Source organism: Pseudomonas sp. Pseusp18 (genome assembly GCF_059506005.1).
In genome coordinates, this window is the sequence record NZ_CP169240.1 from 6,064,351 (window position 1) to 6,086,387 (window position 22,037).

Here is a 22,037-nt window from a genome sequence, read left to right on the forward strand (position 1 = left end):
CTTCGTCGGAAACTTTTCCAATAGACAATGTAGGAGGTTTTTCCCACCGTTGTGTCAGACATTTCCCATATTTCGGCCGCTGCACCGCCTACCTAGACTTACGTCCAATGGGCACCCTGCCCGCAGGGGTCGACCATGCCTGGAACGATCTGAAACAACGATCCGACACAACAATCAGAAAAAGACTGCGGTAATGGTTATGAGTAAAGCGGACGCCTTCACCCAGGCAGGGAAAACCGCGGTGTTGCAGAACATCCAGGGCACTTTGCAATTCCTGGGGCGTTTCCCACCCTTCAATCAGATGGAAAACGCCCATCTGGCTTATCTGGTCGAGCAGTGTCAGCTGCGCTTTTATGCCCCCGGCGAAAGCATCATTAAACCCGCCGATGGCCCGATCGAGCATTTCTACATCGTCAAACAGGGCCGGGTCGTGGGCGAACGCCCGCACACGGCCAAGGGTGGCACCGAAACCACCTTCGAAATCACCACCGGCGAGTGTTTTCCCCTGGCCGCGCTGCTGGGCGAACGTGCGACCCGTACCGAACACCTGGCGGCCGAAGATACCTTTTGCCTACAACTGAACAAGCTGGCGTTCATCAAACTGTTCGCACTGTCCAACCCGTTCCGCGACTTTGCCCTACGCGGTGTCAGCAGCTTGCTGGATCAGGTCAATCAGCAAGTCCAGCAAAAAGCCGTGGAAACCCTCGGCACCCAGTACTCGCTCAATACCCGGCTGGGCGAATTGGCCATGCGTCACCCGGTAACCTGCAGCCCGATCACGCCCCTGCGTGAAGCGGTGACGCTGATGCACGATCAGCAAGTCGGCAGCATTGTGGTGGTCGATGAGCAAAAGGCGCCGCTGGGCATTTTCACCCTGCGTGACTTGCGGCATGTGGTGGCCAACGGCACCAGCGATTTCAATGAATCCATCGAGCGGCACATGACCCGGGCGCCGTTTTTCCTGACGCCGGACCACAGTGCCTTCGACGCAGCGATCGCCATGACCGAGCGACACATCGCCCACGTCTGCCTGGTCAAGGACCAGCGCCTGTGTGGCGTGGTTTCGGAGCGTGACCTGTTTTCCCTGCAAAGGGTCGATCTGGTGCACCTGGCGCGGACCATTCGCAGCGCCCAGCGGGTGGAAAACCTGGTGGCGATCCGCGGCGAAATCGGCCAATTGGTCGAGCGGATGCTAGCCCACGGCGCGTCCTCGACGCAGATCACCCATATCATCACCCTGCTCAACGACCACACCGTCTGCCGGGTGATCGAACTGGCCATCGCGGAGAAAGGTGATCCCGGTGTGCCGTTCAGTTGGCTTTGCTTCGGCAGCGAAGGCCGCCGCGAGCAGACGCTGCACACCGATCAGGACAACGGCATTCTGTTCGAAGCTCGCGATGCGGCCCACGCCGCCGAGATTCGCGGCAAGTTGTTGCCCATCGCCCAGCAGGTCAATCAGAGCCTCGCACTGTGCGGCTTTACCTTGTGCAAAGGCAACATCATGGCCGGCAACCCCGAGCTGTGTTTGTCCCGGATCGAGTGGGCACGACGCTTTGCAGCGTTTATCCGCGAGGCAACGCCGGAAAACCTGCTGGGGTCGAGTATCTATTTCGATCTGCGCGTGGTCTGGGGCGATGAGCGGGGCTGCGAGCAACTGCGCCGGGGCATTCTCGATCAGGTCGGCGACAACCGGTTGTTCCAGCGCATGATGGCCGAGAACGCCCTGCGCAACCGTCCGCCCGTAGGACGTTTCCGCGAATTCGTCCTGGCGCGCAAGAATGGCGAGAAAGCCACCCTCGACCTGAAACTCCAGGGCCTGACTCCATTCGTCGACGGCGCGCGAGTGCTGGCCCTGGCCCACGGCATCGATGCCAACAACACCCTGGAGCGCTTTCGCCAATTGGTGGAAAAAGAGGTCATCGATCAGCTGGACGGCGCGGCCTATGAAGAGGCGTATCACTTCATCCAGCAAACCCGCATGCAGCAACATCAGCTACAGACCCGTGAGAACTTGCCCTACTCCAACCGGGTCGATCCCGACAGCCTCAATCATCTGGACCGACGCATCCTGCGTGAATCCCTGCGCCAGGCCCAACGCCTGCAAAGCAGCCTGACCCTGCGGTATCAGTTATGAGCCTGTTTTCATGGCTGCGCCCGGCCAGTCCCGTTTTGCCCGGCGAACTGCAACACCGTCTGGAGCGCTTGCCGGCCGTGACCCAGCTGAGCGACTGCAGCCTGCGCGAGCAACGCTGGGTGGTGCTCGACCTGGAAACCACCGGGCTGAACCTGAACAAGGATCGGCTGCTGTCCATCGGGGCCGTGGTGATCGAGGACGGCGCGATCGATTTCAGCCAGCAGTTCGAGCGCACGCTGCAATGCAACGAACTCAAACTCGGCCCCAGCGTGTTGATTCACGGCCTGGGCCCGAGCGCCATTGCCGCCGGCAGCGACCCCGCGCAGGCCCTGCTCGAATTCATGGAATTTGTCGGCGACAGCCCGGTGCTGGCCTTTCATGCGCCGTTCGACCAGCACATGCTGGGGCGCGCACTGAAAGAACATCTGGGTTACAAGCTGCAGCATCCGTTTCTGGACGTGGCAGACATCGCCCCGCTGCTTTGCCCCCAGGCACACTTTCGCGAGGCCGGGCTGGATGAGTGGATCGACTGGTTCAAGCTGGAGGTCTTCGAACGGCATAACGCCAGTGCCGATGCCTTGGCAACGGCGGAGCTGATGCTGATTTTGTTCAGCCGAGCGCGGCAGCAACAGATTCATAGCCCGTTGAACCTGCAGCAGCGGTTGAGTCAGTGGAAGCGGCGGCGGCAAGCGCCTTCTTTCTGACCTGTGGCGAGGGGGCTTGTCGGACCGCCGCACCGCCCCGTTGGGTCGTGAAGCGGCCCCCTGCATTTCGCCATATAGACCGCATTCGGCGGTTTTACGACTGCTGCGCAGCCGAACGGGGGCAAGCCCCCTCGCCACAAGCTCGCTCCCACACTCAAACACTAAAGCGCTATGCTCCCGACACTGCCCATGATCGAGATGCCGACATGTCCGCCCCCAGCATGACCCTGTTCCACAACCCCGCGTCGCCCTTTGTTCGCAAAGTCATGGTGCTGTTGCACGAGACCGGTCAAACCAACCGCGTGGCGCTGCAAGCCAGCCAGCTCACGCCGGTCAGCCCGGATCCGGCTCTCAACGAAGACAACCCGTTGGGCAAGATTCCTGCGCTGCGCCTGGCCGACGGCAATGTGTTGTACGACAGCCGGGTGATCCTCGATTACCTCGATCACCAGCACGTCGGCAATCCGCTGATTCCTCGTGAAGGCTCGGCGCGCTGGCGGCGCTTGACCCTGGCCTCTCTGGCAGACGGGATCATGGATGCCGCAGTGATGGTTCGCTATGAAGTGGCCCTGCGCTCGCCGGAAAAACATTGGGACGCATGGCTCGACGGTCAGCGCGACAAGATTCGCCGCGCCTTGGCGCTGTTGGAGGCCGATGCGATTGCCGAGCTGACCAGCCATTTCGATGTAGCGGCGATCAGTGTTGCCTGTGCCTTGGGTTATCTGGATTTGCGCCATCCGGATCTGGAATGGCGCACGGAAAATCCAAAGTTGGCCGAGTGGTATTTCGAAGTGAGTCAGCGGCCTTCGATGATCGCGACGATGCCCAAGGTTTGATCGTTGGTCGGCCATGCCGGCCTCAGAAGATCGCAGCCTTCGGCAGCTCCTACGCCGAACGCGTGCTCCTGTGGGAGCTGCCGCAGACTGCGATCTTTTGATCTCTGTGCAAACAACCTGGCAATCCGCGTCGCCAACACCTCACCCACACGCTGATCCTCGCGCAACCCCAACCACCGGCTCATTCCACGGCACCTATATCAAAGTCCAAGGGCTTCGCGGTTTTCTGCCCGATCCCGTACCAGTCCAGCTTGCGGGTCAGCACCATGAACACACCCAGTAGCCCGAACAACAGCAGCGAGCCCATCAACAGCGCGTAATCCTCGGCGCTCAACAAGCCGTAAAGCAGCCCGTATAACGCCGCCAACCCCGCCGAAAAGCTCAAACCGTGACGCACGCTGCGCAGCACATGGCAGACATAAAAACCGATCAACGCCACACAGCTACTCGCCGACAGCAGATACGCCAGGGCAAAGCCGATGTGTTCGGACAGCGACAGCAACAACAGGTAGAAGAACGCCAGCGCCACACCCACCAAGGCGTACTGCACCGGGTGCACCGCCAGGCTTTTCAGCACTTCGAAGAGGAAGAAACCGGCGAAGGTCAGGACGATGAACAGCAATGCGTATTTGATTGCCCGATCGCTTTTCAGGTACTGGTCCACCGGGTCGATGAAACTCACGCCGAAACTGCGACCGCTGAACGCCTCGCAATGACCGCCCGACACGCAACTGTTCAACGCTTCTTGCAGGTTGGTGGAGAAAAACGACGTCTGCCAGTTGGCGGTAAAGCCCTGATCGGTGATTTCCCGCTGGGCCGGCAGGTAATTGCCGATGAAGCTGGGGTGAGGCCAATTGGCGGCCAGTGAAACCTTGCTGGTCTTGCCCACCGGCAGAACTTGTAACTGGCCGGTGCCTTGCAGACGCAAGTCGAAACCGAAGGCCAGTTCCGTGGCCTGTTGGGTGTCCAGCGCCGGCAGCGTCACGTGCACACCCTCGCCCAGCCAGCCCACCTGGCTACCCGGTACAAAATCCAGCTTCTGGCCATTGAGTTCGAGTTTCAGCGCATTCTCGATGCCGCGAATGTCGCTGATGCCAACGGCCAGAAACGGCTGATCGAAGCGGTAATCGGCGAAGTCCTCCTTGATGCCCAGTTGTGCCGGAACCGAAAAATGCCCGCTGATGCGGTTATCGGCATGGAACAGTCGCGCCTCGTAGATACCCCGGGCGCGCAGCTCGGTCTGGACCTGGCCGTCGAGTTCGAAACGCTCCGGCAAGAAATACAAACGCCCGCGCTCCTCGACGACATCCTGATAACGCTGGTTGGTTTTTTCGTTGGTTTTCCAGGTGCGCACTGTTTTGCGATAGGGCACCACCATCAGCGGGCCGCTCAATTGCTGGCTGTAACTGGAACTGCGGGCGATGTCTTCGAGTACACCGTCACGCAGTTGCTGGCGCTCCTGGATCACACCGTTGATCATCAGTAGCGGGATCAGCAGCAACAGAATCAGCAGGGCAATTGCCCCGAGTTTTAGGGTCAGGCTTCGGTTCATGGGACTCTCCCTGTTTGGATGGGGAAAGTCTGGATTGGGTATGTGGGGGTTTTGTGGGAAGAATGTGGAGAGTGTGTGGAATTTGCGCTCGGCGCAGGTGCTGACGAAGGCTGCGATCTTCAGCGGCTTGAAGGCAACCGCAAACGCACTTGAACACCGCCGTCGACGTTGCCGATACTCATCGCACCGCCATGCAGCTTGACCACTTCCTCAACGAAGTTGAGCCCCAAACCGGTGCTCTTGCGTCCACTGTCCGGACGCGGCAGTGAGTAGAAGCGCTCGCTCAAGCGTGGCAACGCATAGTCGGGAATCGCTTCGGCCTGGTTGAACAGCCTGAACTCGATCTGCTCACCGACTCGCTCGGCACACAATCGCAGCACGCCGTGCGCTGGGGTGAAGTCCAAGGCATTCTCCAGCAGATTGCCCAGCGCCTGGCGCAACAGAAACGGCTCGCCAAGCAGATTCAGATCCGCTGCAATTTGCCGTTCCACACGCAATTGCTTGCCTTCGATTCGCGCAGCCTGCGCGTTCAACAGTTCTTCCACCAGGCCCGCCAATGGCACCGCCACCCGCTCCTCCAATCCTTGGCGTTGTTCAACCTGCGCCAGATTCAGCAGTCGCTCGATCAACTGCTGCATGCGCGCACTTTCGCTGTCGATGTTACTGACGAAGCGCTGCTGCTGGGCCGGCGGCATTTCGCCTTGCAGCAGCTCCGCCGCGCCGCGAATCGCCGCCAGCGGGCTTTTCAATTCATGGGTCAGGGTGTGCACATAACGCTCGACGTAGGCTTTGCCCTCGAGTTGGGTACGCATGTGCTCCAGCGCCGTGGCCAGTTGCTCCAGCTCGCCGCCGCGGTAATGCGGCACCTCGACCCGTCGACCTTCGCTGACGGCCTGGGCATAAGCCGTCAACCGCCGCAGTGCCGCGCTCAGCCACCAGGACAACAGCGCACCGAACAACAAACCGAGGCCAATCAATCCGGCGCCATACGTCAGCAATCGCCGTTCGGTGCGATCGACGTAAGGCTGCAGTGAGCTGTTGGGTTTGGCCACGGTCACCACGCCGATGATCTGGCCGTTGTCGCGAATCGGTGCCCCGACGTGCATCACCGACGAGTTCGAGTCATCGGGGTTGCTGCGCGTCGAACGCGCGCCGTACTCGCCACGCAGAGTCAGGTAGACGTCGTTCCAGCGCGAGTAGTCCTGGCCCACCGCAATCCCGCTGGAATCCAGCACCACAATGCCCTTGGCATCGGTGACGTAAATGCGGTGATTGACCTGATTCTTCGACAGGCCCCAGATTTTCGCCTTCGGTTGCCGCTCGCCATAAGCCTTGAGCAACTCGGGCCAGCGGTTCTGGCTGAGGGTGCCGGCCTTGAAGTCGTCGCGCAGGATCTCGGCCATCAGGTTGGCGGTGTCCACCAGGGTTTCTTCAGTGGACTGGCGCACACCGGGGCGGACTTCTTCCATCACGGTGTTGAGCACGAAGTAGCCGGTCAGGCCGATGAACAGCACGTAGACCAGAAAAATCCGGATCCCCAGTGACATCAGCTGTGCCCCGGGCTGTAGCTGTAGCCGAGGCCGCGATGAGTCTGGATCGGCTCGGCGTCGGCCTTCACCAGGCGCAACTTGGCGCGCACGCTCTTGATATGGCTGTCGATGCTGCGCTCGTAACCGGCATCGGCGGACACACCCAGCGCATCGAGCAATTGCTCGCGACTGAAGACTCGCTCAGGTTGTTCCAGCAGGCATTGCAGCAAACGAAACTCATGGCGAGTCAGGCTCAGCGGCTGGTTGCGATAGCTGATCTGCACCCGTTCGCCGTCGATGCGAAACAGCGCTGAAGCCACCTCCGACATCTCCGCCACCGGTCGTGGCGCCATGCGCTTGAGAATCGCCCGGACCCGCGCCGCCACTTCCCGAGGGCTGAACGGCTTGACCACGTAGTCGTCGGCGCCGATTTCCAGGCCCACCACGCGGTCGATCTCGGCGTCACGTGCACTGAGGAACATCACCGGCACTTCGCTGAAACGCCGCAATTGCTTGCAGGTCTCGAAGCCGCTGATATCCGGCAGGCCGATATCGAGAATGATCAGGTCGGCCGGCGTGGCGCGCTGATGTTCGAGCGCCGCCGCGCCAAGGCTCAACCAGGTGGTGGTAAAGCCCTCGCCCTGCAAGGCGAAAATCAGGGTGTCGGCAATCGCCGCTTCGTCTTCGACAATCAGGATATGAGGCATGGCGTCCGAGCCCGCTGGTTAAGTGGACGAACGGTGCCCCAAGGCTGATTCGCCGTCAATCAGCAGTCGGGTTTGTCGGCTGTAAAGCGACGCGCCGGGTTCACTGCCGCGCCAAACTCGCGCAGGGCTTTGGCGCCGATCAGCAACGGGTAATTGAAGCTGCTGCGGTCGGTGAGGTTGACCTCGACGGTGCGCTTGACGTTGCCCAGGCACAGTTCCAGATCGACCACTGGGCGCTTGGTCACTTCGCTCACGGCCTTGTCTTCATCTTCTTCATCGGCACGGTTCTTGATCTTGCTGATACGCGCGACCTTGTGTTCATAGACCTTGTTGCTCGCGCCTTTGGTGGCGAGGCGAAAGCGCACCCACTCGTCGCCGTCGCGGGTGAAGGTTTCGATGTCTTTGGCCGACAGCGATGCGGTCAGGGCACCGGTGTCCATTTTGGCCTTGAGGACTTCACCGCCGATTTCCGGCAGCGCGATGTATTCGTAACGCCCGTAAAGGGTCGGCTCAGCGGCCAGAACCGGCAAGGTCACGAGGGCAAGCAGTGCAAGGAGAGATTTCACGTAAGGGGCTTCCTTGAGGATGTGGACGCATGGCCGAATTCTAGACCGCAAAAAACAACGATAGTTGGACCACTTCCCACTTTTGTGGCGAGGGAGCTTGCTCCCGTTCGGGTGCGCAGCACTCGTAAAACCGTTGCCTGCGGTACACCTGAAAATCGCGGTGCCTGGTTTTGGGGCCGCTACGCAGCCCAGCGGGAGCAAGCTCCCTCGCCACAAAGGCAATTGTCGATACGTCGAGAGCATATCGCCGCAAAGGTGAAACATTCGTCATCGGTGATTTGGCCTGTCACCCGAAGCTGCTTATCATGGCGCGCCCACACGCTTTCAAGAGTTATCTATGCGCCGCCTGCTCACCGGCTGTTTCGTTACCCTGCTGCTATTGCTTAACACGCTGGTCCTGTTCGGGCCTTTGATGGTGTTCGCGCTGCTCAAACTGCTCCTGCCCGGGCGCTTTCGCGATTACGCCTCGGCGGCGGTGATGTGGATTGCCGAGACCTGGGCCGAGATCGACAAGCTGATCTTCCGCCTGTGCATTCCCACCCAATGGGATATTCGCGGCGGCGATGAGCTGCGCGGCGACACCTCGTATCTGGTGATCGGTAACCATCAGTCCTGGGTCGATATCCCGGCGCTGATCCAGGCACTGAACCGGCGCACGCCGTTCTTCAAGTTCTTCCTCAAGAAAGAATTGATCTGGGTGCCGTTCCTGGGCCTGGCCTGGTGGGCGTTGGACTATCCGTTCATGAAGCGCTACAGCAAGGCGTTCCTGGAGAAGCACCCGGAGCTGGCCGGCAAGGACCTGGAGATCACCAAACAAGCCTGCGAGTTGTACAAGCGCCAGCCGGTGACCGTGGTCAACTACCTGGAAGGCACCCGCTACACCGCGGCGAAAAGCGCCCAACAACAGTCACCGTTCACCCACCTGCTCAAGCCCAAGGCGGGCGGCGTGGCGTTCGTGCTGGCGGCGATGGGCGAACAGTTGGACGCCATTCTCGATGTGACGGTGGTGTATGCGCAGCAGAAGATTCCGGGGTTCTGGGATTTGCTCAGCGGCAACGTACCCAAGGTGATCATCGACATCCACACCCGCGAACTGGACCCGGCGCTGTGGCAAGGCGATTACGAAAACGATCCGGAGTTTCGCGAAACAATCCAGAACTGGGTCAACCAGCTCTGGATCGAGAAAGACCGGCGCATCCAGGCACTACGCGCAGAGGGCTGACTCAGCTACCGGCGCCTGTGCCCCAGATCCCGCCGAGGTTTTGCAGCAACGAACCGGCAACGCCTTGCTGACCGAGGTATTGCAGGATCACCGGGGCAAACACGCCGACCATCCCGGTGTCCATGCCCAGGGCGCTGAAGGCGTTGTTCAGGTCCTTGGTGTCCTTGACGTTACCCAGCAAGCCATTGAGCAACGCATTCTTGTCTGAACCCGCACCGAGCAACCCACCCAAGCCAGTCAGGCCACTGATCGCGCTGTTGCCGGCGATCTGAGCGAGGCCCGGCACGGTTTTGCTCAGTTCGGAGAAGTCCTGGCCGCTGAGCTGATTCCTCGCCAGCCCCAGCATCGCACCGGCACCGCCGATGGCCTGCTCCGGGGTAATGTCGAGCTGCGAACCCAGGGTATTAAGCAAACCGGCCGCCTTGGGCGCCGCCGCCACGATGCCGTCGACATCATCGGCCTCGACACCCTCGACATCCTCGTCGTCCTGCATCGATGACACCGCCTTGACCGCATCGCTGAGGCTTAACTGTGCAAAAGCCGGGCTGGCGGCCAGCGTCGTCAACGAAGCGACAACCATGAGCGATGCCAGTGCAAAACCGCGTGAAACGTTCATCCAGACATCCTCTTGTGCCATGAAAAACCGCCCGGTAACGGGAGCGGCAAAACTGCCGATTGGACCGGGTATCCGGAGGCATGTTCCTTGTCTAGTTCGCTTATTTCATATTCGAATAATTAAGCTACTAACGATTCGAAAACAGCATAAAAAACTATCAAATCTGACAGTAGGCACAAAAAGGAAAGCCCACCAGCATTGGCACTCCAATTACGTAATGGAGTACTAAATAATGCAAAGCAAAATTGCGGTGGGTGTGTTTGCAATGATGGCGCTGATGGGCAATGTTTATGCAGCAGACGTCAGCACCTGCCCTAAAGTGGGTGATATCAAATCATCGCCTTATACAAGTGACGACAAGAATATTCCCGCCCCTTTCAATGAAGGTTACAAATACACCGCGACCGCCAATGGCAAAACATGGACTGGCGTCACAATGGCTACCAACGATGATTATCTGGCCAAAAAATACGAACTGAAAGCCGAAAGCTTTGATGGCTCCATCTGCAGCTACGGCGGCAAAACGTTAGTAGAGAATGGCGAGACAGCGGTTCCTTATCTGAAGCTCAAGGCAAGCTAATGCCGGGTACCTTTTACTGAGTACCTTTGATTCATATAAAAAACGGGCGACCCAAGGGCCGCCCGTTTTTTTACTTATGCCGCACTAAACAACTTGTGCGGATCGATCACAAACTTCTTCGGCACGCCGGCATCGAACTCGCCGTAACCCCGTGGCGCATCATCCAGGCTGATGACTTCCACACCGACGATGTCGGCAATCTTGATGCGGTCCCACATGATCGCCTGCATCAGCTGGCGGTTGTACTTCATCACTGGCGTCTGGCCGGTGTGGAAGCTGTGGGATTTGGCCCAGCCCAGGCCGAAGCGGATGCTCAGGCTGCCCATTTTCGCGGCAGCATCCACTGCACCCGGATCTTCGGTGACGTACAGGCCAGGAATACCGATTTTGCCAGCGACGCGAACCACGCCCATCAGCGAGTTGAGCACGGTGGCCGGAGCCTCGTGCTTCACGCCGGCATGGCCGTGACCGCGAGCTTCGAAGCCTACGGCATCGACGGCGCAGTCCACTTCCGGTTCGCCCAACAGTGCAGCGATTTGTTCGTGCAGCGGGGTGTCTGTCGACAGGTCAGCGATTTCGAAGCCCTGAGCCTTGGCATGGGCCAGGCGGATCGGGTTGACGTCACCGATGATCACCACCGCAGCACCCAGCAGGCGAGCGGAAGCGGCAGCTGCCAGGCCAACCGGGCCGGCGCCGGCGACGTACACGGTGCTGCCAGGGCCAACGCCGGCAGTCACTGCGCCGTGGTAACCGGTCGGCAGGATGTCGGAGAGACAGGTCAGGTCACGGATTTTTTCCATGGCCCGGTCGCGATCTGGAAGTTTCAGCAGGTTGAAGTCGGCATACGGCACGAACGCGTATTCAGCCTGGCCACCGGTCCAGTCACCCATGTCGACATAACCATAGGCACCGCCCGGACGCGCCGGGTTAACGCTCAGGCAGACGCCAGTATGTTGCTCTTTGCACGAACGGCAACGGCCACAGGCAACGTTGAAAGGTACCGACACCAAGTCGCCGATCTGCAGGTTCTCGACACCGCTACCCTTCTCGATCACTTCACCCGTGATCTCGTGGCCCAGCACCAGACCGGTCTGAGCGGTGGTACGCCCGCGCACCATGTGCTGATCGGAACCACAGATGTTGGTGGAAACTACGCGCAGGATGACACCGTGCTCGATCTTCCTGCCGCGCGGGTCCTGCATTTTGGGATAGTCGATTTTCTGTACTTCGACCTTGCCTGCGCCGAGATACACCACACCACGATTACCAGACATGCTTTCACCTCGCTGTTGTTTTTATGTAGCGGTCGCGTCGCCAGGAAACGGCGGCGCGTTGATTGCTCGATAAATCAAAAGATCGTCCGAACGCGGCCCGAACCTTCGGCAGCGTCTACAGAGACAGGCGATCTTTTCAGGCAGTAAAAACGCTAGAGAACAACTGTCCTGTTAGCGTTAAGGAACACGCGTCTTTCAATGTGATAACCCACGGCCCGCGCCAACGTCAGCCCTTCGATATCCCGCCCCTTGGCGATCAAGTCTTCGGGATAGTGACTGTGATCAACGGCTTCCACGCCTTGGGCGATGATCGGACCTTCATCCAGATCGTTGTTGATGTAATGCGCCGTGGCGCCGACCAGTTTCACGCCTTTGTTGTAGGCCTGGTGATACGGCTTGGCGCCCTTGAAGCCCGGCAGCAGCGAGTGGTGAATGTTGATCGCCTTGCCGTCGAGTTTGCGGCACAGCTCTGGCGACAGAACCTGCATGTAGCGGGCAAGGATCACCAGCTCGGCGCCGGCTTCTTCGATCACCTGCCAGACCTGGCGCTCTTGCGATGGTTTGTCGTTGGGGTCCAACGGAAAGTGGTAGTACGGAATCTGGTGCCAGTCGGCCAACGGCTTGAGGTCCGGGTGGTTGGAGACCACCGCGACCACGTCCATCGACAACTGGCCGATGCGCTGGCGGTAGAGCAAGTCGTTGAGGCAGTGATCGGCCTTGGAGACCATGATCACCACTTTCGGCCGGTAGTTCGGCGGGGTCAGCTCGAAGACCATCCCGAAGGCGGCACCACGCTCCGCCAGGCCTGCGCGGAAGGCTTGTTCGTCGAAAGCGTCGGGTTGCCGAAACTCCACTCGGATGAAGAAACGGCCTGAGAGCCGGTCATCAAAGGAGTGGTGCTCGGTGACGTAGCAGCCCTGCTCGAACAGAAAGCGGGTCACCGCATCCACGGTGCCGAGGACGCTTGGGCAGTCGGCGGTCAGAATCCATGTGTCTGGGGCGCGGCTCATAGTGCGGTGACTCCTGCTGCAACATCTGTGATCAGAGAGAACTCTGTGGCGAGGGGGCTTGCTCCCGCTGGGTTGCGAAGCGACCCCAAAATCAACATCCGCATTCCTGCAGAAGGAACGCGGAGGCAGGGTTTACGACTGCTGCGCAGCCGAGCGGGAGCAAGCTCCCTCGCCACAAAAGCAGTCACAAACCTAATTACGCCTGGACGCTAAGCCCGTACTCAGCCGCCGCATCCTGCAACCACAACCACCAGTAATCCGAGAAGCTGCGGCGAATCAGCAGTTCCCAGGTGTCTTCGGCGGTATGGCGGATCATCAGTTGCGACTTGGCGAACACTGTGCCAACAGCCTTGCCCACCGGGAAGTTGTTGGGGTGCACGTCGTAGCTGGTGGATTTCATCAGCACTTGACGTACGTTCGGGCCGCTGAGTTCGAGGATCTGCTGGCCACCGCTGACGTTGACGATCTGAATGTGCAGGTCGCCCAGCGCTTCACGGAGTTTTTTCTCGGCGGCGAATTCTTCACCGGTCGGCACGATCAGCAGCCATTCATCCGGCCCCATCCATTGCAGGCTGGTTTCGCCTTTGATGATCACGGTCAGCGCACCTGGCAATTCGATGCCAAGGGCCTTGTGCACACCAGCAGCGAACGCGGCGTCGTGGCCATCGCCACGGATGGTCAGGTGACCGAGGAGTTTTTTCTCACGCACGATCACGCCGGCGTTTTTGCGACCCTTGCCCACCAGGCTGGCGAGGTCGGCGTGATGCAGCGACGACTCGGCCTTGGCCCCAGTGGTTGGGCGTTGTTGGTAAACATTGGCTGCGGTCATAAAGCACCTGTCCTGAATTCTTTGTCGCCCCCCGCGCCTGGCGCGGGGGGTGATCGATTACACGTTCTGGCGATCGCCTTTCGGATCGAAGAACACCGAAGAAACGATTTCCGCCTCGATCACGCTGCCGTCGGCCAGCGGTGCGAACACCCGCTCACCCATGCGCTTCAAGCCGCCTTTCACCACGCCCATGGCAAACGAATAGCCCAGGGAGTTGTGCAGGTAACTGGAAGTCACGTGGCCCACCATGGTCATCGGGATGGCTTGCTTGGTGTTGAACACCAGTTGAGCACCTTCCGGCAACCATTTGGTCGGATCGATCGGCTTCAGGCCAACCAGCTGTTTGCGCTGATCACGCACGCAGTCTTCACGGTTCATGCCACGCCAGCCGATCCACGAGAACGGTTTGGTGCGACCGACACACCAGCCCATGTTCAGGTCGTCCGGGGTCATCGAACTGTCAGTGTCCTGACCGACGATGATGAAGCCCTTCTCGGCCCGCAGTACGTGCATGGTTTCAGTGCCATATGGCGTCAGGTTGTACTTCTTGCCAGCATCGACAATTTTTTCCAGCACGCCCATCGCATAGTCGGCCTGCACGTTGACTTCGTACGACAGCTCACCGGTAAACGAAATCCGGAAAATCCGCGCCGGCACGCCACCGACCAGGGCTTCTTTCCAGGTCATGAACGGGAAGGCTTCGTTGCTCAGGTCGGCGTCGGTGACTTCGCTGAGCAGCTTGCGGCTGTTCGGCCCGGACAGGGTCATGGTTGCCCAGTGATCCGTCACGGAAGTGAAGTACACCTTCAGGTCTGGCCATTCGGTCTGGTGGTAGATTTCCAGCCATTGCAGCACGCGCGCAGCGCCGCCGGTGGTGGTGGTCATCACGAAATGGTTGTCGGCCAGGCATGCAGTCACGCCGTCGTCGAACACCATGCCGTCTTCTTTACACATCAGGCCGTAGCGCGCCTTGCCCACGTCGAGCTTGGTCCAGGCGTTGGTGTAGATACGGTTGAGGAACTCGCGGGAGTCCGGGCCCTGGATGTCGATCTTGCCCAGGGTCGAAGCGTCCAGCAGGCCGACGCTGTCGCGCACGGCTTTGCATTCGCGCTTGACCGCGGCATGCAGGTCTTCACCGTTTTTCGGGAAGTACCAAGGACGTTTCCACTGACCGACGTCTTCGAACTCGGCGCCGTTCTTCACGTGCCAGTGATGCAGCGCGGTGAAGCGAACCGGCTCGAAGATGTGCCCACAGTGACGACCGGCCACGGCGCCGAAAGTCACCGGCGTGTAGTTCGGGCGGAACATGGTGGTGCCCATCTGCGGGATGGTCACGTTCAGCGAACGGGCGGCGATGGCCAAGCCGTTGACGTTGCCGAGCTTGCCCTGATCGGTGCCAAAGCCCAGTGCGGTGTAGCGCTTGACGTGCTCGACCGATTCGAAACCTTCGCGGGTCGCCAGTTCGATGGCGGCTGCGGTGACGTCGTTCTGCAGGTCGACGAATTGCTTCGGCGCACGGGCAGTGGCTTTTTCGTGAGGCACCTGGAACAGCGCCAGCGTCGGCTCTTCGAGTCGGCTCAGGGCTTTGGGCAGTACGCCTTCGACCTTGCCGAAACCAGCTTCGCTGGCAGCGCGAGCACCGCCTTCAAAACCATCGGCCAACGAATCGCCGAGGCTGTAGACGCCGTTGATGCCACCGACGCACACGCGTTTCTGCGGTGCTTCGCCCGGTACGAAACCGAGGATGTCTTCACGCCAGATCGGCTTGCCACCCAGGTGCGAAGCCAGGTGAACCACTGGGCTGTAACCGCCGGAACTGGCGACCAGGTCGCAATCGAGCCATTCGCCCGGGCTGGTCACGGTGTGTGCTTTTACATCAATCGCTGCAACGCGAGCGGCGGTCACGTGCTTGCTGCCACGGGCCTCGATCACGGCGCTGCCGGTCAGGATGCGAATGCCTTTGGCGCGCGCTTCTTCCACCAGCGCACCGCGAGGGTTGCTGCGGGCGTCGGCGATGGCCACCACTTGCAGGCTGGCGTCGAGCCAGTCCAGGGCAACGCGGTAGGCGTGGTCGTTGTTGGTCGACAGCACCAGTTTCTTGCCCGGTGCCACGCCATAGCGACGTACATAAGTCGACACAGCGCCGGCGAGCATGTTGCCCGGCACGTCGTTGTTGCCGTAAACCAGTGGACGCTCGTGGCTACCTGTCGCCAGCACCACGCGCTTGGCGCGAACCCGGTGGATGCGCTGACGCACCTGGCCGATCGGAGCGCGGTCGCCGAGGTGATCGGTGAGGCGCTCGTGAATGGTCAGGAAGTTATGGTCGTGGTAACCGTTGACCGTGGCGCGCGGCAACAGCAGCACGTCAGGGGTGTTTTTCAGCTCGGCGATGACGCTGGCAACCCACTCGGTAGCTGGTTTGCCATCGAGGCTTTCGCGGGAGTCGAGCAGGCTACCACCAAACTCTTCCTGCTCATCGGCCAGGATCACACGGGCGCCGCTGCGGGCAGCCGCCAGTGCAGCCGCCAGACCCGCAGGGCCAGCGCCGACGATCAGCACGTCGCAGTGCTGGTTCATGTAGTCGTAGGTGTCCGGATCGTTCTCGGTCGGCGAACGGCCAAGACCGGCTGCCTTACGAATGTACTTCTCGTAAGTCATCCAGAACGATTGCGGGTACATGAAGGTTTTGTAGTAGAAGCCCGGTGGCATCAGCTTGCCGCCGACCTTGCCGAGAATCCCCATCATGTCGTTGTTCACGCTTGGCCAGCCGTTGGTGCTGGTGGCGACCAGGCCTTGATACAGCGCTTGTTGCGTGGCGCGTACGTTCGGGATCTGCGTGGCTTCGGTCGCACCGATCTGCAGCACGGCGTTCGGCTCTTCGGCACCGGCGGCGAAGATGCCGCGTGGGCGCGAATACTTGAAGCTGCGGCCGACGATATCGACACCGTTGGCCAGCAAGGCTGCGGCCAGCGAGTCGCCTTCAAAACCTTTGTAGACCTGGCCGTTGAAGGTGAAACTCAGCACTTTGTTGCGGTCGATGCGTCCGCCGTTGGACAGGCGATTGATCTGGCTCATACCTTCTCTCCCAGAGCCGTGGCGGCCGCTTTCGGGCTGTCGGTCTTGTCGGTGAACTGCGGCTTGGTGCCGATCTTGTAGGTTTCGAGAATCTCGTAGGTCACGGTGTCACGGGTCACGTTGAAGTACTGACGGCAACCGGCGACGTGATCCCACAGTTCGTGGTGCAGACCGCGAGGGTTATCGCGGAAGAACATGTAGTCGCCCCACTCCTCGTCGGTGCAGCTGTTCGGATCCAGTGGACGCGGGATGTGCGCCTGGCCGGATGCATGGAATTCCTCTTCGGAGCGCAGTTCGCCACAGTGAGGACAGAAGATATGCAACATAGGGATTTCTCCTGTTAGTGGGCGACTGCTGCAGCGCCGTGTTCGTCGATCAACGCACCGCTGTGGAAGCGGTCGATGGAGAAAGGTGCAGCCAATGGGTGCATTTCACCCTTGGCCAGGCTTGCGGCAAACACGTTGCCCGAGCCAGGTGTAGCCTTGAAGCCACCGGTGCCCCAACCGCAGTTGAAGAACATGTTCGGTACCGGAGTCTTCGAGATGATCGGGCACGCATCCGGCGTGGTGTCGACGATGCCGCCCCACTGACGGTTCATGCGTACGCGCGACAGCACCGGGAACATCTCGACGATGGCCTGGATGGTGTGCTCGATCACCGGGTACGAACCACGCTGGCCGTAGCCGTTGTAGCCGTCGATACCGGCGCCGATCACCAGGTCGCCCTTGTCGGACTGGCTGATGTAACCGTGTACGGCGTTGGACATGATCACGCTGTCGATAATCGGCTTGATCGGCTCGGACACCAGCGCTTGCAGCGGGTGCGATTCGATCGGCAGGCGGAAACCGGCAAGTTTGGCCATGTGCCCGGAGTTACCGGCAGTCACCACGCCGACGCGCTTGGCGCCGATGAAGCCCTTGTTGGTTTCAACACCGATGCACACACCGTTTTCCTTACGGAAACCGATCACTTCGGTCTGTTGGATCAGGTCCACGCCCAAGGCGTCGGCGGCACGGGCAAAGCCCCACGCCACGGCATCGTGACGGGCCACGCCGCCGCGACGCTGGACGGTAGCGCCCATCACCGGGTAGCGGGTGTTCTTGGAGCAGTCGAGGTACGGGATCTCGTCTGCCACTTGCTTGGCATCGAGCAGTTCGCCGTCCACGCCGTTGAGGCGGTTGGCGCTGACCCGACGCTCGGAATCACGAATGTCCTGCAGGGTGTGGCACAGGTTGTAGACGCCACGCTGGGAGAACATCACGTTGTAGTTCAGGTCCTGGGACAGGCCTTCCCACAATTTCATCGCGTGTTCGTACAGGTGTGCCGACTCGTCCCACAGGTAGTTGGAGCGCACGATGGTGGTGTTGCGCGCGGTGTTACCGCCGCCCAGCCAGCCCTTCTCGACCACGGCCACGTTGGTGATGCCGTGTTCCTTGGCCAGGTAGTAGGCGGTCGCCAGACCATGCCCGCCACCGCCGACGATGACCACGTCGTAGACCTTTTTCGGGGTCGGCGTACGCCACATGCGCTGCCAGTTTTCATGGTGGCTGAGGGAGTGTTTGAAGAGGCCGAAGCCCGAATAGCGTTGCATAGTCATTTACTCCAAAACCGCGCTCAGCGATAAACCGGGAAGTCCGCGCACAGGGCTGCCACATGCTGCGCGACATTGGCCTCGACATCGGCGTCGCCGAGGTTGTCGAGGATGTCGCAGATCCAGCCAGCCAGTTCAACACACTGGGTAACCTTGAAGCCGCGAGTGGTCACCGCCGGGGTGCCGATACGCAGGCCGGAGGTCACGAACGGCGACTGTGGATCGTTCGGGACAGCGTTCTTGTTCACGGTGATGTGGGCGCGACCGAGTGCTGCGTCCGCCTCTTTACCGGTGAGGCCCTGACGGATCAGGCTGACCAGGAACAGGTGGTTATCGGTACCGCCGGACACTACATCGTAGCCGCGTTTGATAAATACGCCGGCCATTGCCTTGGCGTTGTCGATCACTTGTTGCTGGTAGGCCTTGAAGCCAGGCTCCAGTGCTTCCTTGAAGCACACTGCTTTACCGGCGATGACGTGCATCAACGGGCCGCCCTGGGCACCAGGGAATACCGCGGCGTTGAGCTTCTTCTCGATTTCTTCGTTGGCCTTGGCCAGGATCAGCCCACCACGTGGACCGCGCAGGGTCTTGTGGGTGGTGGTGGTCACTACGTCGGCGTAAGGCAGCGGGTTCGGGTACAGGCCAGCAGCGACCAGACCGGCGACGTGAGCCATGTCGACGAACAGCAGGGCACCGACCTTGTCAGCGATCTGGCGGAAACGTGGGAAGTCGAGGGTCTTGGAGTAGGCCGAGAAACCGGCAACGATCATTTTTGGTTTGTGCTCGACGGCCAGGCGCTCGACTTCGTCGTAGTTGATCAGACCGGTGTCGGTGTCGATGCCGTACTGCACAGCGTTGTACAGCTTGCCCGAGGACGACACTTTGGCGCCGTGGGTCAAGTGACCGCCGTGGGCCAGGCTCATGCCCAGAATGGTGTCGCCGGCTTGCAGCAGGGCCAGATAAACGGCGCTGTTGGCCGAAGAACCGGAGTGCGGCTGCACGTTGGCGTAATCGGCACCGAACAATTGCTTGGCGCGTTCGATGGCCAGGGCTTCAACCTTGTCGACGTGCTCGCAGCCACCGTAGTAGCGCTTGCCCGGATAGCCTTCGGCGTATTTGTTGGTCAGGCCACTGCCTTGCGCTTCCATCACGCGCTTGCTGGTGTAGTTCTCTGACGCGATCAGCTCGATGTGATCTTCCTGGCGTTGCTCCTCGGCATTCATCGCCGCCAGCAGTGCATCGTCGTAACCCTGAATCTGGTCTTGCTTGCTGAACATCGCGTCTCTCCCAGCGGCGGCGGTGCGCCTTTCGTCTCGGTGAGGCACTGGCATTTCGGCAGTGCCCTTTGATAGCGATGGTATGACCGGCGCAGACAGGTCAAATGCCTATGGACGCCACGCAAAGGTGCGTTTACGACATGGGCCGAAATGGGTGAACGGGCGAACACTCCTGTGGCGAGGGAGCTTGCTCCCGCTCGACTGCGAAGCAGTCGTGAAACCGACAAATTCGATCTAACTGACTAACCACATGCGCCGGGTTTGGGTCTGCTGCGCAGCCCAGCGGGAGCAAGCTCCCTCGCCACAGGGGACGGGCGTCAGGCGACGAGTTGGCGCAAGGCCAGAAGCGCGAGGAAATGCCCAGGATAAAGGGCATAGGCCCAGCGGCGCATCGGCGGTGGCTGGATGCCTTGGGCATGTCGCAATAGCAGCAGGCCCGACAATGGCGCAATCAGACAAACGACAATACCCAAAATCGCCGCACCGCTGCCGAACCAGGCAGCGGAGTACAGCACTTGCCATTGATTGGCCGCCAGGCACACCAGCCCCGGCAACAGGCCGAAATACCAGGGCCGCTGGATCACCAGCAACATCGCCAGCGGCAACAGCACGCCGAAGAAACCGAACATCAGTCGCTGCGGGAACAGTGCCGCCAGCACCAAGGCAACGACCGCCAACAGACGCGACTGAACTGGCCCGTGCTGCCAGCCACGGGCCACCAGCAACCCCATGACCAGCGTAGGCAATACATTCAAGGTGTCGTGATCAGGAATGTACATCCGATACGGAATTTCGCTCAGGGCACTGAACAGCAACAACCAACCGAGGTAGCGCCACTGGCCGTCGGTCGTCACTGTACGGACACGCGCCAGGTTCGCCGCCATCGCCAGACAGAACCACGGGAACGCCAGTCTGCCCGGCACATACAGCAGATCGAGGGAATAACCGACATATCGCAGGTGATCGAGCACCATGCTCAACAGCGCCAGCCACTTGAGCAGATCCAGTGCACCGTCCCTCTGCGTCATGTGCATAATTGCCCAAGGTGTTTGTATTTTTCTGACAGACTCATCCCGTGTGCTCCCCGGACGATCTTCGGTAAAGTGCACATCATCATTGACCAACGAAGCGCCACAAGCGCCTCGATCACGGAAGCCGGCCATGACCGACAAGAGCCAACAATTCGCCAGCGACAACTATTCCGGTATTTGCCCTGAAGCCTGGGCTGCCATGGAACAGGCCAACCACGGCCACCAACGCGCTTACGGCGACGATGAGTGGACCGCACGCGCGTCCGATCAATTCCGTAAGCTGTTCGAAACCGACTGCGAAGTGTTCTTCGCTTTCAACGGCACCGCGGCCAACTCGTTGGCCCTGTCGTCGCTGTGCCAGAGTTACCACAGCGTGATCTGCTCGGAAACCGCCCACGTCGAAACCGACGAATGCGGCGCACCGGAGTTTTTCTCCAACGGTTCCAAGCTGCTCATCGCCCGCACCGAAAACGGCAAGCTGACGCCGGAATCGATCCGCGAAATTGCTCTCAAGCGCCAGGACATCCACTATCCCAAACCACGCGTCGTGACCCTGACCCAGGCCACTGAAGTCGGCAGCGTGTACACCCCGGAAGAAATCCGCGCCATCAGCGTCACCTGTAAAGAACTGGGCTTGAACCTGCACATGGACGGTGCTCGTTTCTCCAACGCCTGCGCGTATCTGGGTTGCTCGCCAGCCGACCTGACCTGGAAGGCCGGCGTCGACGTGCTGTGCTTTGGCGGTACGAAAAACGGCATGGCGGTGGGCGAAGCGATTCTGTTCTTCAACCACAAACTGGCCGAAGATTTCGACTACCGCTGCAAGCAGGCTGGGCAACTGGCGTCGAAGATGCGCTTCCTCTCGGCCCCCTGGGTCGGGATTCTGGAAAACGACGCCTGGCTTAAATACGCCCGCCACGCCAACCACTGCGCGCAGTTGCTGGCCGAACTGGTGAGCGACATTCCTGGCGTCGAGCTGATGTTCCCGGTGCAGGCCAACGGTGTGTTCCTGCAACTCTCCGAGCCGGCCATCGCCGCACTGACCGCCAAGGGCTGGCGCTTCTACACCTTCATCGGCAACGGCGGCGCACGGTTCATGTGCTCGTGGGACACCGAAGAAGAACGCGTGCGGGAACTGGCGGCGGATATTCGGCACGTGATGGCGGCCTGACTCCCTCCCTCCCAGCCACAGGCTCTGTGTTCCACCTCAGCTATTTGGTTGAAATGCGACTTTGTGGCGAGGGAGCTTGCTCCCGCTCGGCTGCGCAGCAGTCGTAAAACCAGCCAACGCGGTCCACCTGACAGACCGCATGCTCAGGCTTTGGGGCTGCTTCGCAACCCAACGGGAGCAAGCTCCCTCGCCACAGGTTCTGCGCTCGACCTCAGCTATTTGATTGGCAAGAGATCTTATGGCGAGGGGCTTGCCCCCTTGCCACAGTCCCGCACGAGTTGGTCTACATTGACTGCGAGCCGTTTCGATCCGCTCGGATCACGCCAATCGGGA

General features: G+C 60.4%; 19 protein-coding genes. 6 read left to right on the forward strand and 13 right to left on the reverse strand.

Annotation, left to right across the window (positions count from 1 at the left end):
- Positions 1-193: 193 nt before the first annotated feature.
- From ACEN9A_RS27400 to ACEN9A_RS27410, 3 genes are all read left to right on the forward strand, one after another.
- Positions 194-2,134 (forward strand): putative nucleotidyltransferase substrate binding domain-containing protein, encoded by a 1,941-nt coding sequence (locus ACEN9A_RS27400; RefSeq protein ID WP_019650302.1) that lies wholly within the window; start codon positions 194-196, stop codon positions 2,132-2,134.
- Positions 2,131-2,838: a 3'-5' exonuclease gene (locus ACEN9A_RS27405; protein ID WP_258671366.1), complete on the forward strand. Its 708-nt coding sequence runs from the start codon at positions 2,131-2,133 to the stop codon at positions 2,836-2,838. The genes ACEN9A_RS27400 and ACEN9A_RS27405 overlap by 4 nt, the downstream gene beginning before the upstream one ends.
- A gap of 206 nt (positions 2,839-3,044) precedes the next feature.
- Entirely contained in the window at positions 3,045-3,674 is a 630-nt protein-coding gene (locus tag ACEN9A_RS27410; RefSeq protein ID WP_258671368.1) for a glutathione S-transferase, read from the forward strand.
- 181 nt (positions 3,675-3,855) lie between these two features.
- Here the strand turns inward: ACEN9A_RS27410 and creD are convergent, their stop codons facing one another.
- The 4 genes from creD to rloA2 all read right to left on the reverse strand — a co-directional run bounded on the left by creD (position 3,856) and on the right by rloA2 (position 8,028).
- Positions 3,856-5,226, reverse strand: coding sequence for a cell envelope integrity protein CreD (gene creD, locus ACEN9A_RS27415; protein ID WP_258671371.1), 1,371 nt, complete (start codon positions 5,224-5,226; stop codon positions 3,856-3,858).
- A gap of 119 nt (positions 5,227-5,345) precedes the next feature.
- On the reverse strand, positions 5,346-6,773 hold the full coding sequence (gene creC / locus ACEN9A_RS27420) for a two-component system sensor histidine kinase CreC (RefSeq protein ID WP_258671373.1): 1,428 nt from the start codon (positions 6,771-6,773) through the stop codon (positions 5,346-5,348).
- The gene (gene creB / locus ACEN9A_RS27425) at positions 6,773-7,462 is read right to left on the reverse strand and encodes a two-component system response regulator CreB (protein WP_258671374.1); all 690 of its coding nucleotides are present in this window, start codon (positions 7,460-7,462) and stop codon (positions 6,773-6,775) included. The genes creC and creB overlap by 1 nt, the downstream gene beginning before the upstream one ends.
- Positions 7,463-7,521: 59 nt before the next feature.
- Complete coding sequence (gene rloA2 / locus ACEN9A_RS27430; protein WP_018928803.1) at positions 7,522-8,028, reverse strand: retropepsin-like aspartic peptidase RloA2; 507 nt, start codon at positions 8,026-8,028, stop codon at positions 7,522-7,524.
- Between the two features lie 337 nt (positions 8,029-8,365).
- On the opposite strand from rloA2, the gene yihG reads away from it, so the two are divergent.
- The gene (yihG, locus tag ACEN9A_RS27435; protein ID WP_019650296.1) at positions 8,366-9,250 is read left to right on the forward strand and encodes a 1-acylglycerol-3-phosphate O-acyltransferase, YihG family; all 885 of its coding nucleotides are present in this window, start codon (positions 8,366-8,368) and stop codon (positions 9,248-9,250) included.
- Position 9,251: 1 nt separating this feature from the next.
- Here yihG and ACEN9A_RS27440 read toward each other — a convergent pair whose 3' ends face one another.
- On the reverse strand, positions 9,252-9,866 hold the full coding sequence (locus tag ACEN9A_RS27440) for a DUF2780 domain-containing protein (RefSeq protein WP_258671376.1): 615 nt from the start codon (positions 9,864-9,866) through the stop codon (positions 9,252-9,254).
- 232 nt (positions 9,867-10,098) lie between these two features.
- Here ACEN9A_RS27440 and ACEN9A_RS27445 point away from each other — a divergent pair, with 232 nt between their 5' ends.
- Positions 10,099-10,446 (forward strand): hypothetical protein, encoded by a 348-nt coding sequence (locus ACEN9A_RS27445; RefSeq protein WP_258671377.1) that lies wholly within the window; start codon positions 10,099-10,101, stop codon positions 10,444-10,446.
- Between the two features lie 74 nt (positions 10,447-10,520).
- On the opposite strand, the gene fdhA is transcribed toward ACEN9A_RS27445, so the two are convergent.
- The 8 genes from fdhA to ACEN9A_RS27485 all read right to left on the reverse strand — a co-directional run bounded on the left by fdhA (position 10,521) and on the right by ACEN9A_RS27485 (position 20,536).
- Complete coding sequence (gene fdhA, locus ACEN9A_RS27450) at positions 10,521-11,720, reverse strand: formaldehyde dehydrogenase, glutathione-independent (RefSeq protein WP_019580688.1); 1,200 nt, start codon at positions 11,718-11,720, stop codon at positions 10,521-10,523.
- A gap of 152 nt (positions 11,721-11,872) precedes the next feature.
- Complete coding sequence (purU, locus tag ACEN9A_RS27455; RefSeq protein WP_018928799.1) at positions 11,873-12,730, reverse strand: formyltetrahydrofolate deformylase; 858 nt, start codon at positions 12,728-12,730, stop codon at positions 11,873-11,875.
- Between the two features lie 196 nt (positions 12,731-12,926).
- On the reverse strand, positions 12,927-13,559 hold the full coding sequence (locus ACEN9A_RS27460) for a sarcosine oxidase subunit gamma (RefSeq protein ID WP_019580687.1): 633 nt from the start codon (positions 13,557-13,559) through the stop codon (positions 12,927-12,929).
- Positions 13,560-13,616: 57 nt separating this feature from the next.
- Positions 13,617-16,634 (reverse strand): sarcosine oxidase subunit alpha, encoded by a 3,018-nt coding sequence (locus tag ACEN9A_RS27465; RefSeq protein WP_019650294.1) that lies wholly within the window; start codon positions 16,632-16,634, stop codon positions 13,617-13,619.
- A complete protein-coding gene (locus ACEN9A_RS27470; RefSeq protein WP_007907563.1) occupies positions 16,631-16,960 on the reverse strand; it encodes a sarcosine oxidase subunit delta in 330 nt (109 codons plus the stop codon). The genes ACEN9A_RS27465 and ACEN9A_RS27470 overlap by 4 nt, the downstream gene beginning before the upstream one ends.
- Positions 16,961-16,974: 14 nt before the next feature.
- Positions 16,975-18,225, reverse strand: coding sequence for a sarcosine oxidase subunit beta (locus ACEN9A_RS27475; protein WP_007936415.1), 1,251 nt, complete (start codon positions 18,223-18,225; stop codon positions 16,975-16,977).
- Between the two features lie 23 nt (positions 18,226-18,248).
- Positions 18,249-19,502: a serine hydroxymethyltransferase gene (gene glyA / locus ACEN9A_RS27480; RefSeq protein ID WP_258671381.1), complete on the reverse strand. Its 1,254-nt coding sequence runs from the start codon at positions 19,500-19,502 to the stop codon at positions 18,249-18,251.
- Between the two features lie 317 nt (positions 19,503-19,819).
- Complete coding sequence (locus tag ACEN9A_RS27485; protein WP_258671383.1) at positions 19,820-20,536, reverse strand: conjugal transfer protein TraX; 717 nt, start codon at positions 20,534-20,536, stop codon at positions 19,820-19,822.
- A gap of 127 nt (positions 20,537-20,663) precedes the next feature.
- On the opposite strand from ACEN9A_RS27485, the gene ACEN9A_RS27490 reads away from it, so the two are divergent.
- Entirely contained in the window at positions 20,664-21,704 is a 1,041-nt protein-coding gene (locus ACEN9A_RS27490; RefSeq protein WP_258671384.1) for a threonine aldolase family protein, read from the forward strand.
- The last annotated feature ends 333 nt before the right edge of the window (positions 21,705-22,037 follow it).

What these genes read in the sequence shown, in the direction of transcription:
- ACEN9A_RS27400 (WP_019650302.1), top strand. Translation starts at nt 194, where the DNA reads ATGGTTATGAGTAAAGCGGACGCCTTCACCCAGGCAGGGAAAACCGCG.
- ACEN9A_RS27405 (WP_258671366.1), top strand. Translation starts at nt 2,131, where the DNA reads ATGAGCCTGTTTTCATGGCTGCGCCCGGCCAGTCCCGTTTTGCCCGGC.
- ACEN9A_RS27410 (WP_258671368.1), top strand. Translation starts at nt 3,045, where the DNA reads ATGTCCGCCCCCAGCATGACCCTGTTCCACAACCCCGCGTCGCCCTTT.
- creD (WP_258671371.1), bottom strand. Translation starts at nt 5,226, where the DNA reads ATGAACCGAAGCCTGACCCTAAAACTCGGGGCAATTGCCCTGCTGATT.
- creC (WP_258671373.1), bottom strand. Translation starts at nt 6,773, where the DNA reads ATGTCACTGGGGATCCGGATTTTTCTGGTCTACGTGCTGTTCATCGGC.
- creB (WP_258671374.1), bottom strand. Translation starts at nt 7,462, where the DNA reads ATGCCTCATATCCTGATTGTCGAAGACGAAGCGGCGATTGCCGACACC.
- yihG (WP_019650296.1), top strand. Translation starts at nt 8,366, where the DNA reads ATGCGCCGCCTGCTCACCGGCTGTTTCGTTACCCTGCTGCTATTGCTT.
- ACEN9A_RS27440 (WP_258671376.1), bottom strand. Translation starts at nt 9,866, where the DNA reads ATGAACGTTTCACGCGGTTTTGCACTGGCATCGCTCATGGTTGTCGCT.
- ACEN9A_RS27445 (WP_258671377.1), top strand. Translation starts at nt 10,099, where the DNA reads ATGCAAAGCAAAATTGCGGTGGGTGTGTTTGCAATGATGGCGCTGATG.
- fdhA (WP_019580688.1), bottom strand. Translation starts at nt 11,720, where the DNA reads ATGTCTGGTAATCGTGGTGTGGTGTATCTCGGCGCAGGCAAGGTCGAA.
- purU (WP_018928799.1), bottom strand. Translation starts at nt 12,730, where the DNA reads ATGAGCCGCGCCCCAGACACATGGATTCTGACCGCCGACTGCCCAAGC.
- ACEN9A_RS27460 (WP_019580687.1), bottom strand. Translation starts at nt 13,559, where the DNA reads ATGACCGCAGCCAATGTTTACCAACAACGCCCAACCACTGGGGCCAAG.
- ACEN9A_RS27465 (WP_019650294.1), bottom strand. Translation starts at nt 16,634, where the DNA reads ATGAGCCAGATCAATCGCCTGTCCAACGGCGGACGCATCGACCGCAAC.
- ACEN9A_RS27470 (WP_007907563.1), bottom strand. Translation starts at nt 16,960, where the DNA reads ATGTTGCATATCTTCTGTCCTCACTGTGGCGAACTGCGCTCCGAAGAG.
- ACEN9A_RS27475 (WP_007936415.1), bottom strand. Translation starts at nt 18,225, where the DNA reads ATGCAACGCTATTCGGGCTTCGGCCTCTTCAAACACTCCCTCAGCCAC.
- glyA (WP_258671381.1), bottom strand. Translation starts at nt 19,502, where the DNA reads ATGTTCAGCAAGCAAGACCAGATTCAGGGTTACGACGATGCACTGCTG.
- ACEN9A_RS27485 (WP_258671383.1), bottom strand. Translation starts at nt 20,536, where the DNA reads ATGCACATGACGCAGAGGGACGGTGCACTGGATCTGCTCAAGTGGCTG.
- ACEN9A_RS27490 (WP_258671384.1), top strand. Translation starts at nt 20,664, where the DNA reads ATGACCGACAAGAGCCAACAATTCGCCAGCGACAACTATTCCGGTATT.